This window comes from Moraxella nonliquefaciens, from assembly GCF_001679005.1.
GTDB classification, from domain to species: Bacteria; Pseudomonadota; Gammaproteobacteria; order Pseudomonadales; family Moraxellaceae; genus Moraxella; species Moraxella nonliquefaciens.
On sequence record NZ_LXTW01000023.1, the window covers coordinates 127,491 to 140,205 of the forward strand.

15 protein-coding genes are annotated in these 12,715 nt (G+C 43.1%); 11 read left to right on the plus strand and 4 right to left on the minus strand.

The genetic code is table 11. From position 1 onward, the window contains the following. Positions 1-33: 33 nt before the first annotated feature. From lepB to rnc, 3 genes are read left to right on the plus strand one after another with little or no spacing between them, the layout of a single operon-like run. The gene (gene lepB / locus A7456_RS06880; RefSeq protein ID WP_067008980.1) at positions 34-1,146 is read left to right on the plus strand and encodes a signal peptidase I; all 1,113 of its coding nucleotides are present in this window, start codon (positions 34-36) and stop codon (positions 1,144-1,146) included. Positions 1,147-1,169: 23 nt separating this feature from the next. After that, entirely contained in the window at positions 1,170-1,571 is a 402-nt protein-coding gene (locus A7456_RS06885) for a DUF4845 domain-containing protein (protein WP_067008983.1), read from the plus strand. 5 nt (positions 1,572-1,576) lie between these two features. Continuing rightward, complete coding sequence (gene rnc / locus A7456_RS06890) at positions 1,577-2,311, plus strand: ribonuclease III (RefSeq protein ID WP_066887094.1); 735 nt, start codon at positions 1,577-1,579, stop codon at positions 2,309-2,311. A 44-nt stretch (positions 2,312-2,355) separates the two neighbouring features. On the opposite strand, the gene A7456_RS06895 is transcribed toward rnc, so the two are convergent. Continuing rightward, positions 2,356-3,582 (minus strand): aromatic amino acid transport family protein, encoded by a 1,227-nt coding sequence (locus A7456_RS06895; RefSeq protein ID WP_067008986.1) that lies wholly within the window; start codon positions 3,580-3,582, stop codon positions 2,356-2,358. Positions 3,583-3,779: 197 nt separating this feature from the next. Between A7456_RS06895 and A7456_RS12045 the strand changes: the two genes are divergently transcribed. Both A7456_RS12045 and A7456_RS06900 read left to right on the plus strand, forming a co-directional pair. Next, a complete protein-coding gene (locus A7456_RS12045) occupies positions 3,780-3,920 on the plus strand; it encodes a PH domain-containing protein (RefSeq protein WP_228141029.1) in 141 nt (46 codons plus the stop codon). 3 nt (positions 3,921-3,923) lie between these two features. Further along, the gene (locus A7456_RS06900) at positions 3,924-4,403 is read left to right on the plus strand and encodes a PH domain-containing protein (protein WP_228141030.1); all 480 of its coding nucleotides are present in this window, start codon (positions 3,924-3,926) and stop codon (positions 4,401-4,403) included. A 78-nt stretch (positions 4,404-4,481) separates the two neighbouring features. On the opposite strand, the gene A7456_RS06905 is transcribed toward A7456_RS06900, so the two are convergent. The 3 genes from A7456_RS06905 to A7456_RS11920 all read right to left on the minus strand — a co-directional run bounded on the left by A7456_RS06905 (position 4,482) and on the right by A7456_RS11920 (position 7,052). Next, entirely contained in the window at positions 4,482-5,678 is a 1,197-nt protein-coding gene (locus A7456_RS06905; protein WP_067008989.1) for an amino acid aminotransferase, read from the minus strand. A gap of 231 nt (positions 5,679-5,909) precedes the next feature. Then, complete coding sequence (locus A7456_RS06910) at positions 5,910-6,836, minus strand: LysR family transcriptional regulator (RefSeq protein ID WP_066887103.1); 927 nt, start codon at positions 6,834-6,836, stop codon at positions 5,910-5,912. A 90-nt stretch (positions 6,837-6,926) separates the two neighbouring features. Further along, entirely contained in the window at positions 6,927-7,052 is a 126-nt protein-coding gene (locus A7456_RS11920; protein ID WP_265091083.1) for a hypothetical protein, read from the minus strand. 24 nt (positions 7,053-7,076) lie between these two features. Here A7456_RS11920 and recN point away from each other — a divergent pair, with 24 nt between their 5' ends. From recN to pssA, 6 genes are all read left to right on the plus strand, one after another. Next, a complete protein-coding gene (gene recN / locus A7456_RS06915; RefSeq protein WP_067008992.1) occupies positions 7,077-8,753 on the plus strand; it encodes a DNA repair protein RecN in 1,677 nt (558 codons plus the stop codon). A 131-nt stretch (positions 8,754-8,884) separates the two neighbouring features. Next, positions 8,885-9,391, plus strand: a complete 507-nt coding sequence (locus A7456_RS06920) for a YqgE/AlgH family protein (RefSeq protein ID WP_067009027.1) — start codon at positions 8,885-8,887, stop codon at positions 9,389-9,391. Between the two features lie 77 nt (positions 9,392-9,468). Next, complete coding sequence (ruvX, locus tag A7456_RS06925; protein ID WP_066893157.1) at positions 9,469-9,954, plus strand: Holliday junction resolvase RuvX; 486 nt, start codon at positions 9,469-9,471, stop codon at positions 9,952-9,954. Positions 9,955-10,155: 201 nt separating this feature from the next. Continuing rightward, a complete protein-coding gene (locus A7456_RS06930; RefSeq protein WP_227713272.1) occupies positions 10,156-10,677 on the plus strand; it encodes a hypothetical protein in 522 nt (173 codons plus the stop codon). A 56-nt stretch (positions 10,678-10,733) separates the two neighbouring features. Continuing rightward, positions 10,734-11,612, plus strand: a complete 879-nt coding sequence (locus A7456_RS06935) for a 23S rRNA (adenine(2030)-N(6))-methyltransferase RlmJ (RefSeq protein WP_067008995.1) — start codon at positions 10,734-10,736, stop codon at positions 11,610-11,612. Between the two features lie 90 nt (positions 11,613-11,702). After that, positions 11,703-12,506, plus strand: a complete 804-nt coding sequence (pssA, locus tag A7456_RS06940; RefSeq protein WP_067008998.1) for a CDP-diacylglycerol--serine O-phosphatidyltransferase — start codon at positions 11,703-11,705, stop codon at positions 12,504-12,506. The last annotated feature ends 209 nt before the right edge of the window (positions 12,507-12,715 follow it).

Genomic DNA, 12,715 nt, shown 5'->3' on the forward strand with positions numbered 1-12,715 from the left:
AAAACTTGCAAATATTTATGATAAAGGTGGCTTGTGGAATTTGACATTAATTTAATCTTGGTGCCCGTTACGTTGGTGCTTTTGGTGGCATATTTGACAGATAAATTTGTGTTAAAACAGCATAAATTGGTTGCCAATCAAAGCAAGCCCATCTTAGATGCCCAAAGACGTTTGGCACAGGCAGAAAAAGAGTTTAAGGAGGCACTTGTACGTTTTGGTCATGATGAGACGCCCGCTGAGTTTATTGTCAATGAGAATGCTCCTGATACGCTCTTTAACAAGGCATCGGCTTATCAAGAAGCCAAAGTTGCCCTAGCCAAAGCACAAAAGCAGACAGAATCTAATAATAAGCCACTTCAAGAACCTGTATTGGTACGATGGGCGTATGAGTATCTGCCCATCTTGCTCATCATCGTGTTGGTGCGTTCGTTTGTGATTGAGCCGTTCAATATTCCATCAAGTTCAATGGTGCCAAGCCTATATACAGGTGATTTCATCATCGTCAATAAAGCCGCCTATGGACTAAGACTGCCAATAACACACACCAAAATTTTAAATACAGGCAGTCCCAAGCACGGCGATGTGGTGGTGTTTCGTTACCCTAAAAACCCCAAGCGTTATTATATCAAACGCATGATGGCTCTACCAGGTGATACACTGGCATTTAATAATGGCGTGCTGTCTATTAATGGGCAAGCGGTGGATACGATACCCGTGGATTACCAAATGACCGACAGGCTCAATGCCAAGCTCATGCCAGCTGTCATTGAGGGACATCGTTTGTCCGATGAAGAGCGTGCCAAATATGGAGCCGAAGAAGAAAAATATGCCCATTATTATCGTGAAACACTGGGCGAACATAGCTATACGGTACGCTATTTGGGTGATTTAAACAGTGCTTCTATCGCACCGTTTTTGTTAGATAGTTCACCACAAACTGCCACATCAGGTGGCACGTCATGGCAAATCACCGTGCCAGACGGACAGTATTTTGTCATGGGTGATAATAGAGACCGTAGTGAAGATGGACGGTTTTGGGGATTTGTGCCAGAACATCATCTGGCAGGTAAGGCGACTTATATTTGGATGCACAAAGAGCCGGGGCTGAATTTACCGAGCTTTGGGCGAGCAGGCGTGATTAATTAATCACGAATAAACAAAGGTGTAATATGCAACAATCAAATTCATTAACCAATCTAACCAATCAACGTGGGGCAAGTGTTACCACGATTATCGTAGGTTTGGCGATGGCAGGTATTATTATCAAGCTGGGACTTGGGATTATTCCTGCTTATATTGGTGATTATCAGTTCACCACATTGGTGGCAAATGAGTTAAAAAAGGCCAATGATGCCAAACAAACCGAACGCCAGTTCATGAGAGGTTTGGCACAGCAGTTATCTATTAATGCCAACTACAATACCAAACCTGAGGAGATACTTATTTTTACCAATAAGACCCCAGGTGCGTTGGCGGTAAAAAGCAAATATGAGGTAGAAAGTAATTTCTATGGCGATACTTTTATCGTGAATCGCTTTGAAAAAGACATCACCGCCGCTGATGCTAAGTAAAATTTATGCCTAAATATACCACACTGCCAACGCATTTTGCCACCTTTGAGCAAGGCTATCCTGCTCTGTGCTTAAAACTTGACTATACCTTTAATGACACCAATCTATTAAAGCGTGCCCTAACACACCGCTCATATGACCCTAAGATGAGCTATGAGCGTTTGGAATTTTTGGGAGATGCTTTGCTTGGAGCGGTGATCGCTGAGGCATTGTTTGATCGTTTCCCTCGCCATGATGAGGGCAAATTGACACGCATGCGTGCAACTTTGGTACGCCAAGAGACCCTTGTGCAGATTGCCCAAAAGTTAGAACTGTCATCACATCTGATATTGGGTGTGGGTGAACGTAAGGGGGGCGGGCGACATCGTGCCAGTATTTTGGCGGATGCGGTAGAGGCGATTTTGGCAGCGGTGTATTTGGACAGTGGCGATATTGAACGAGTTAAGGGCTTAGTCAAATGCTGGTATAAGACCTTGATTGCCGAAGTGGGTGAAGAAAAGGTGCTAAAAGATGCCAAGTCTCGCTTACAAGAATGGCTACAAGGCAATAAATTGTCCCTGCCCACTTATACACTCATGGATACCATTGGCAATGCCCCCAATCAAACCTTTATTGTAAAATGTAGCGTTGCCATGACAGGCTGTACGCCCATCACCGAGACAGGCGAGAGCAGACGTATCGCTGAACAAAAATGTGCTGAGCGTATGATCAATCAGCTAAATAGATTAAAAAATGCCTAAGACATCAGGGCGTGCCTAGTGCTGATGACATTTATCCAAAAGCTCTACCCACCAAAACTTGGCACCATACCCAAATAACCCCCAATTTGGGCGACGATATTTATCACACCAAAGATGATGACAAAATAAATCATAAACTGACCGCCAAATACTCGGTAAGTACCATTAGGATACTTTTGGCGGTGAGCTTTGGCAAGTAGGGCAGGGACGATGACACCCCACACGGTCAAAGCAAGCCCTGCAAAACCGATGGCGGTTGTAAAGCCAAACGGAGCAATCAGACTTAGCACGAGTGGCGGTAAAAATACCAACGCCACCGCATAGGCTCGCCCTTTTTTGTCATCACCAAAGCCAAAAACATCACTTAAAAAATCAAACAGACCCAATGCCACACCCAAAAATGAACTGACCAAAGCCATGTAAGCGAACGCACTCAACATCGTGCCAATAAAGCCTGATTTACCAATCGCTCCTAGCAGCGTTGCTACATCGCCATCTTTGGCGATAACAGGAGCAAAATCAGTACGTGGTAAGTTGCCTTGGACGACCACTTGCCATAGCAGGTAAAATGTGAGTGCCATGAGCGAGCCTATCAAAACCGATTTGGCAACTTTGGCGGTGTCGCCTGCAAAATATTTGACCATGCTTGGCACACCGATGTGATAGCCAAAAGACACAAGTATCGTAGACAGTGCCACCCAAATGTAGGGCGTGTAAGCTGTGCCAGTTGGGGCATGGGTGTCAAAGAGTATGTCTGGACTGACCGATGGCATCATACCAAAGACAGAGATGAAAAAACTGACCATCATGCCAATCATCAGTATGCTTGCTACCCTGTCCACCACCTGAGTGGACAGCCATACAAAGACTGCAAATAGTACACTAATGGCAAGAGAACCTAGGCGTGGGGTAATTTCTGTGCCTGTTAAGGCGGATAAATGACTGGCAGTCAAACCCCCACCGCTTGTGATATAGGCGTAGAGCAGGACATATAGCACAAAGACGAGTGATAGGCTATTGATGGTATTCCAGCCATTGCCGAGCAAGGATTTAACGATGGTTGAGAGGTTGGCATTTGAAGAGAATGTGGTGCTGGCTTCTAATATCATAAGACCCGATGCGTACATGCAAAGCCAAGTGTAGGCGAACAGCAACAGCGACCATGAAAACCATACACCTGCCGTGGCAGTGGGGTTGGCGAGCATACCCGCCCCAATGGCGGTGCCTGCGATAATCATCGCCCCACCAAAGATTGAAGGGGATTTTGACATAAATAATCCTTGATAATCTGCCAAATGTGGCAAAAGGGGCTATTTTAATCGTTTTTGGGGGTGATTACAAATACGATAGCACCATAAGTCAATAAAAACCCAACTCACATCTTTTAACACGATTGTCTTTTAAAATAAAAAATGCTTGCGCTACAATAAATGAGCTTGTTTTAAATCCATCTAAAAAGGAAAAACTCATGTTTAAAAACTTCGCCTCAGACGCTCTTGGCTTGTCCGACATTGGCAAAATCATACCGCCCAGCCAATTTAACCAAACGGACATTGATGACTGTATTTTTCATGAAGATAATGAACGGATTTATTTTGTCATCAAATAAAAGATGGACGAATACTGCTTTACCAACACCGCCTTTATCCATTTAGACGGGCAGTCCGCCACGAGCAAAAAACGTATGCTAAAACGCTATCCTTATCGTTATTTTGCCCCAAGTCAAGTCTTTATTGAGACAGCAGGGACGATGGATTTGGACGTGGAATTAAAGTTTCATTTGGGCGGTTTGGCATTTAGCATTGACATTGACAAAAGCCAAATAGAAGGCGTGCGAGACATTTATAAGGCATTGACTGCCATTGCCGAGCGTTGTCAGGCAATCTGTCATGATGAGATGGTGTTAGAGAAGACCTTTGAGACGGTAACAGGCATGTTTAATTTAAAAGACGTGCCAGAAGCGGTGATTATGAGCTTGCCTACCGTCATCAATCAAACCGTGCAAAAAGTGGAGGCAGGCTATAACGAACGCCTAAATGCCATTCGCCAGTATGACTTTGGGGTGGTGTTTGAGCATTATTTGCGTGACTAATTATTTGCGTAACTAAGGGTTAAATGGGATAAACTAAAACCGCCCCGAAATCACGGAGCGGTTTTTATGGCAAGTGAATTATTTTAGTACCTCTGCCATACTGCTTGCGACATAGTCTACATTGGCGTTGTTTAGCCCTGCAATACACATACGTCCATTTTCTACCATATAAATGGCAAATTCATCACGCAGACGGATAACCTGTGGTTTGGTAAGCCCTGTAAAGCTAAACATGCCTTGCTGTTTGGTAAAGTAGCTAAAATCACGCTTGGGCAATTTTTCGGTCAATGTATCTTGGAGTTTTTGACGCATTTGACGGATGCGGTCTCTCATCTCATAGACTTCACCGACCCATTGGTCAAACAGTTCATCATCATTCATCACGGTGTCCACAATTGTATTGCCGTGAGATGGTGGGCTTGAATAAATACGGCGAACGGTGAATTTTAATTGACCCAGTACGGTATCCGCTTCATCTTTGGTAGGGGCGACAACTGACAGACCACCAACACGCTCGCCATAGAGTGATAGGTTTTTGGAGAAAGAATTTGACACAAATAAGGTCAAGTCTTTTTCAACCGCCAAACGAATGGCAAAAGCATCGCCGTCCATATCATCGCCAAAACCTTGATAGGCGATGTCCATAAATGGGATGAGTTTTTTATCTTTGATGATGTCAAGCACAGTATGCCATTGCTCATGTGATAAGTCCACACCTGTGGGGTTGTGGCAACAGGGGTGTAGTAGCACCACGTCATTTTCGTTTAGGGTCTTTAAAAAGGCACACATGTCATCAAATTTGACGCCGATGGTCTCCTCATCATAGTAGGGGTATTTGCCAACTTCTAATCCTGACCCCTCAAAAATACTGATATGATTGCCCCATGTTGGGTCAGACACATAGCATTTGGCGGTTGGAAACCACTCATGGATAAAGTCCGCTCCAACTTTTAATGCACCACTGCCTCCTAAGGTTGCGATGGTAGCAACTCGTCCGTCTTTGATGACCTTGCTGTCTTTGCCAAACAACAATGCTTGACATGCCTTTTTGTAGCCTGCCAAACCGTCCATGGGCAGATAACCACGAGGGCGAGATGGATTTACTATGCGTTCTTCGGCGGTTTTGACGCATTCTAGGACAGGTAATTTACCATCTTCGGTGTAGTATACGCCCACACCAAGGTTTACCTTGATGTCGGTGCGTGAATCGTTGGCAAACTTGTCCATGAGACCTAAAATTGGGTCGCCAGCATAAGGGGTAACGTGTTCAAACATAACAAATACCTTTGTTGTTGTGGATAAAAATTCAATCAAGCCATGTCAGTATAACGCAAAATTGGGCGATTGTGGGGAAATTTTGTGATTTTTAGAGAATGATTTTGATGGTTTTTATCACCATCTTTTTTGTCATAAATATACTTAAATACACCCCTGACCGCATCGGATGTTAATAAAAGCGTTTATCGCCTGTTTTGCCACCTTAGTCAGCACATTAGGGCATGTTTTTTAATCTATATATGCCGTTTTGGGCTTGCTGACCAAAAAATCCCCAGCATTATTAATTAAAAATTCCTTAAAAGCAAGGGCGGCAGGCGATAGCGAACGGTTTTTATGGGTATAGAGTAAAAATTTGCGTTCTACCACAGGTTCATTGATGGGTCGCATGACAAGACCATACAACTCAACCCATTCGGCAGCGTAGAGCAGACATAAAGTTATCCCAAGTCCCATTCTGGTCATGCCAAGAGCGGTTGAGAGAAAATTAATCTCAAAATCAGGGTGAAAGATACGACTTGAAATGTTATTGGGCAACTCATTTTGTAGGCTTTTGATAAAAGGGCCATTTAAGGTGATGAGTTTTTCATCCAGCAAGTCCGCCCACGTGATTTCATCTTTTTGGACAAAAGGGTGATTTGGCGGTAACACCAAATAAAAAGGGGAGCTAAACAGCACATCCACATTCAAATCATCAGAATAAGAACGTTCAGGGGCGACCCCCAAATCCGCTTCCAAATTTTCAATATGTTCAACCACATTATCAACTGAGCAGTCGGTGAGTGTTACTTGAATGTTGGGGTGCAGTTCACAGAATTTGGCGATAAATTTTGGCATGGTGGACGCAGATAATTGCTGAGAGACAGCAAGGCGGACATGTCCTTGATGTAGGGATTTTAGATTATCCACTTTTTCATTGAGTACTGACATTTCATTGAGTACTCGCCGAGCCTGTGGTAATAACCTAGAACCTGCATCTGACAAGTGTAGTTTGCGAGTGGTGCGGTCAAAGAGTTTGACATCAAGGTTTTGTTCCAGTTCTTTAATCAGACCACTTAGGGCGGACTGAGTCAGACACAGTATTTCAGCGGCTTTGGTAAAACTGTTTTGCTCAGCAACAAGCACAAAAGCTTTTAGCTGGCGTAAGGTGGTACTCATTATCATCAACCTTAATAAACGCATAAGATGATATTATAAATGATAATTGCCAAGATGCAAGAGAATGGATGAAATATTTTTGGATAAACATCAAAGAATGTCTGTTTTTTCATGTGTCATGATGCCTGTAACATTGATGGTGTGGATTGATAAGTTTTTGCTTGACCAAATCATCCAAATAAGTCCTGATTGTGCTAAAATATTGTAACGATTCATACTCATACTTATAATGGAACATTCATGCTAGTATCTCTAACCTTAGATAATTTGGCTTTGATTAAGCATCATGAGATTGGCTTTGATGAACGTTTTAATGTCATCACAGGCGAAACAGGTGCAGGTAAGTCTTTGATATTAGATGCTTTATCACTGTGTGTAGGTGGGCGAGCTGATACTGGTATGATACGTTTTGGGGAGCATGAAGCATCGGTATTTGGTGAGTTTGATATTACCAATAATGACAAAGTAAGTCAGTGGTTTGCTGAACATGAACGAGTTTTGGATGAAAATACGGTACTCATTCGCCGTAAAATCAGTGCCAACGGACGCTCAAAATCATGGATAAATGGTTCTCCTGCCAGTCTAAGTGAGTTAAAATCATTGGGTAATATTTTGGTTAATATCCATTCACAACATGCAGGACTTGAACTTTTAAAACCACAGTTTATCATTGATTGGTTGGATGATGTGGGAGGGTTACATGAGCTAAAATCAGCAACCAAAGACGCCTTTGGAGCATATCAGTTCCTAAAAAAACAAGCCGAAGACACCCGTGTTATGTCCATTCAGCGAGCTGACCGCATGGCACTTTTATCATCACGTTTGGCAGATATAGAACCACTCATGACGGTCAATGTCAACCAAATAGAACAAGAATATGATGAATTGTCCAACCTTGAAAATCTCATGCAATCAGCAGTACAAGCGGTAACACACTTGGATAATGATGAGATGAGTGTGTCATCACTGCTGGCACGCAGTCTAAAAATTTGTGATAATTTATCTGACAAAAGCCGAGTATTTGCCGAGTGTAGCGAGTTACTCACCCAAGCATCTGATCAGATAGATGATGCGATAGCACGGCTTGTTGACTATGCTGAGCAGTCGCTACCTGACCAAGAGCGACTAGATGAACTCAATCATCTGATGGGACTGGCTCATCGGCTTGCCAAAAGATACCACACAACCACAGATGAACTAACCGTACAGGCAGGGCAGTGGCAGGCGGAACTGGATAAGTTAGAGAGCCTGCCTGATAATGAGGCCATGGATGAGCAAGTGGCAAGTGCGTGGCAGAGATATGTGGATATGGCGGAGAAATTACACAAACAACGCACACAAGTCGCCCCACAAATCGCTCATGAGTTAACCCATCGTTTGTTAGCACTTGCCCTGCCAAATGCCAGTTGTCAGTTTGAGTTTAGCCCCAAACAGACACATCATTACAGTGCCAACGGACTGTCTGAGATGACACTGATGTTTAGTGCCAATGTTGGCATGCCCATGCAGCCCTTACACAAAGTGGCATCAGGGGGTGAACTGTCTCGCATGGCTCTTATCATGCAGGTGATGAGTGCTGATGTGAATGAGCAGATACGTCCGACTTTGGTATTTGATGAGGTGGATGTGGGTGTCAGTGGTGGCACAGCTCAGGTGGTGGGCGAGTTACTAAGAAGCTTGGGTGAGCATCAGCAGTTATTTGCCATCACGCATCAAGCACAAGTGGCCGCAGCGGCACATCGTCATATTTTGGTGCATAAAGAACATAATAAACAGACGATGAGTCATTTATCCATCATCACAGGCGATGAACAAATTGATGAGTTGGCACGCATGTCAGGTGGGGTTAACATTACCGAAGCGACCCGAGCTCATGTTAAGGGTTTGCTTGATGATATTAACAAAACCAATTTGTAGCCTTGTCCTATAAGCATTGTAAAATGGGGATTTTGCCCCATATTGACCCTAATGACAACGATATCCCTAGGCGATCTGATTTGAAAAAAGTTTCCAATTTAACGCATTATTTTTTATTGCCCAGTCCGTCCATGCCTGATGAACGCTTTGTTGATGCACTAATTTATGTCTGTCGCCACAGCGCCGATGGGGCGTGGGGATTTGTGGTTAATAAACCCCTGAGTGTTTCGGTGGGTGGTTTATTGCATGAACTTGATTTGCCCGCCAGTCAAGAGGCGATGAACACCCCTGCCATGCACGGCGGTTTTATCCGTCCTGAGGCAGGTTTTGTATTGCATACAGGACTGCCTGAGTTTGCTTCATCATTTGCAGTAAGTGAGAATGTTTGTATCACGGTCAGCAAAGATGCGTTAAATCTGATATCTGGCGACAGCTTGCCTCATTTTTTGCTTTGTATGGGATTTTGTCATTGGAGTGCAGGTCAGTTAGAACAAGAGATAGACGAACAAGATTGGCTCGTCTGTCCTGCCAATTTAGAGATATTATTTCGGGTGAAGTTTGAAGATAGGTTGGCGTTGGCTTATGACAAACTGGGCATTAACCCTGATAAGTTTACGCTAACAACAGGATTTGCTTAGGGTGTGCTTGACGTTCATGGTATTTTATTTGATATTTGCCAAAAATTGTTTAATTTACCAAAAACAATGGAAATTTTATGACAACACCGACTTTAATTTTAGCCCTAGATTTTGGTGTCAAAAAAATGGGCATGGCACTGGGTAACAGCCTAAGTGCAGACGCACGCCCTTTTGATATTTTGGCGATGAATAACGGTCAGCCTGATTGGGATAATCTGTTGGGTATTATCAAGCAGTGGCAGATTGATGTGGTGGTGGTTGGTTTGCCTCTGAATATGGATGGTACAGATTCAATGCTCTCAAAACGAGCCTCTAAATTCTCCCGCCGCCTAGCACACCGCCTAGCAGAGAATCATTTGCCTGTGCAGGTGTACATGTATGACGAACGCCTGTCCTCATATGAAGCTCGTGCCATGGCATGGGAGCGTGGCTGGATAAAACACGAGCGAGAGCCGATTGATGATGTCTCAGCATGCTTGTTAATTGATGGTTACTTTAACTCGCCAGAACTTGTTCGCTATGTTGGTAGTTATTATGATAATGAACATAAGGGCAAAGATTAGAGCTTATCATTTTATCATCTTGTTATCTTATCAAAACTTTATCAAATACCGATATTTGTCATTACAAAGGGTTACACAAAGCTTTGATGGCAGGGTAAATGTCAAATGTAAGGGTCAGTCTTATCATTGAATTCGTCGTGATTGTAAAGTGGTCATACAGCTTGACAAAACACTCAAAAAACTGCACAAAAAAGGACACGCATGGATAATCACGACCCCAAATCAGCCCCAACTCAAATTAATTCTCAAACCAAACATCAACAAATCATCCAACTCATCACACAAGCGATAGTACTTGCCAATATCAGCGTATATCTGGGTTATGCAGCGATTGTGTGCTTTTGTGTATTTGGTACGTTGGCGAGCATGGCGGTGTTTAAAAATAGTGGTGCGGTATATTGGGCGTTTCATTATCTGCCCTATGTGCTAATTGGTGTGTCCATGCCAATAAGTTTGTACCATCTGTTTATTTTGGGACGATATCGTATTATCCAAAAGAGTATTTTAAAGATAATTTTAATGATGGGGGTGGGGCTGCTCGCATTTGCTTTTGCCATGATGATTAAGGGGCAGGCAGTGGCATTTTATATGAGCCTGTTTTTGGCGATGGTTGCATGGTTTGGTATGCCATTTTTGTTTCGGGTGAATTTAAAGAAATTTTTAGATTTTCTAAATCATTCCCCCAACAGAAGCGATGATGGTGAGAGTGAAAATAAAAAATAGCCAAATATCATGAGTTATGCTACCATAAGTCATTTATAGCCAAATCATTTTATATCATGAATTATAAGCACGCCTACCACGCAGGCAACTTTGCAGATGTTGCCAAGCATATTTTGTTACTTCAACTGCTCGCCCAATTTAGTGCCAAAGCCAAACCCTTTTATGTGCTTGATGCTTATGGTGGGCGTGGTTTATATTCTTTGGAGAGTACCGAGGCGGTTAAGACAGGCGAGGCGGATAAAGGCATTCGTGCCTTAGAAAATGCCACACTTAGCACACCACCAAAGGCCATTATTCAGTATCTATTAGACCTTGACACCGCCCGAAAAACCTATGATAAACACGTCTACCCAGGCTCACCTTGGTGGATTGCCAACCACGCCCAAAACCATTCGGACAACGCTCCCTTGCGTGCCGAAGCCTTTGAAGCGGTGGCAGACGAGTATGATGCTCTAAATTATCAGCTTTATCAGCTCCCCATTGGCATTCATCATCGCAACGCCTTTGAGGGTGTGCCTGCTGTTTTGCCCCCAAAAGAAAAACGTGGTATCATCCTGCTTGACCCACCTTTTGAGCAGGAACATAAGGATTTTAGCCGTTTGGTAGAGTTATTAGTGGCAAGCCATAAAAAATTTGCCACAGGGACATTTATGCTTTGGTATCCTATTAAAAATAAAGAAGCGATTGAGCTGTTTTATAAAAAAATGAAACGTACCCAAATCCATCGTCAGCTTATTTGTGAATTAAACCTATATCCCAATGACGTGGCAGTAGGCATGAACGGCACAGGACTGCACATCATCAATCCACCTTGGCAATTTGACGAACATGCCAAAGAGATTTTGCAAACGCTTGCTCCAATCCTAAAACCAGCAGATGCCCCTGCCATGAGTATGGATGATACGGTAGTGGTGAAATGGTTGGTTGGGGAATGATTTTAACATCCAAGATAAATTTATCCCCATAAATTCACATCCTAACAATAATCTGCCCCACATTATAACTCATGTTAAAAACAAAAAATCATGACAAACCAGTCCTCACATACCCAAAAAGACCCAAATGACCATGACGGCATCACCTTTGAAGTTGTTGAAACCGAGCAGCATGGCAATCAAAAAAAGATAAGCCATGGGGTCTATCCCATCCCTAACCTTATCACAAGTGCCTCCATGCTCTCAGCATTTTTCTCTATTGTTGCCAGTAGTGAAGGACGGTTTGATAAGGCATGTCTTGCCATTTTCTTATCTGCCATTTTAGATGGTATGGATGGACGGGCTGCCCGCATGCTAAACGCCCAAAGTCCTTTTGGTGAACAGTTAGACAGCCTTGCCGATTGTGTCGCCTTTGGGCTTGCCCCTGCCATACTCATGTACCATTTTGCCTTGCATGAATTTGGACGGTTTGGGCTAACCTGTGCTTTTGTATTTAGTGTCTGTGCTGCATTTCGTTTGGCAAGATTCAATGTGCAAATTGGTACGGTAGATAAAAAATATTTCATCGGATTGGCAAGTCCTTTGGCAGCGATTTTGGTTACATCAAGCGTCATGGTAGCCAAAGATCACGCCATGAGTTTTACCTCTCAAATGCTTGCTGGTCTCTGTGCGATATGGACGGTTATTTGTGGTCTATTGATGGTGAGCAACGTCAAATATTATAGTTTTAAAGAATTTGACCGTCAAAAAATCCCCTTTGTTGGGCTCATCATTGGCGTGCTTATCATGGGCATTGCCTTATATGACATTCCTGTGGGTGTGCTTGCTATTGGTGTGATTTATGCCTTGTCTGGCTTTTGGACGACCTTTATGACAAAACGAAAAAAAATCTAAATCTTTAAAATCAAACATCAAAAATAAATCGCCCATTCTGTCGCATCATTTGTCAAGCCATTCCAAGCTAATATGCTTTGTTGGCAATTTTGCTGGCAATAGGATGGGGCAGGTTTTAGCCTTAGAATCAAAAACACATAATAAAACCCCCTAAAAATCAACCCCCTACAAATATTTTAAAAAAACCTAAAAAAACCCCTTGACCCCCA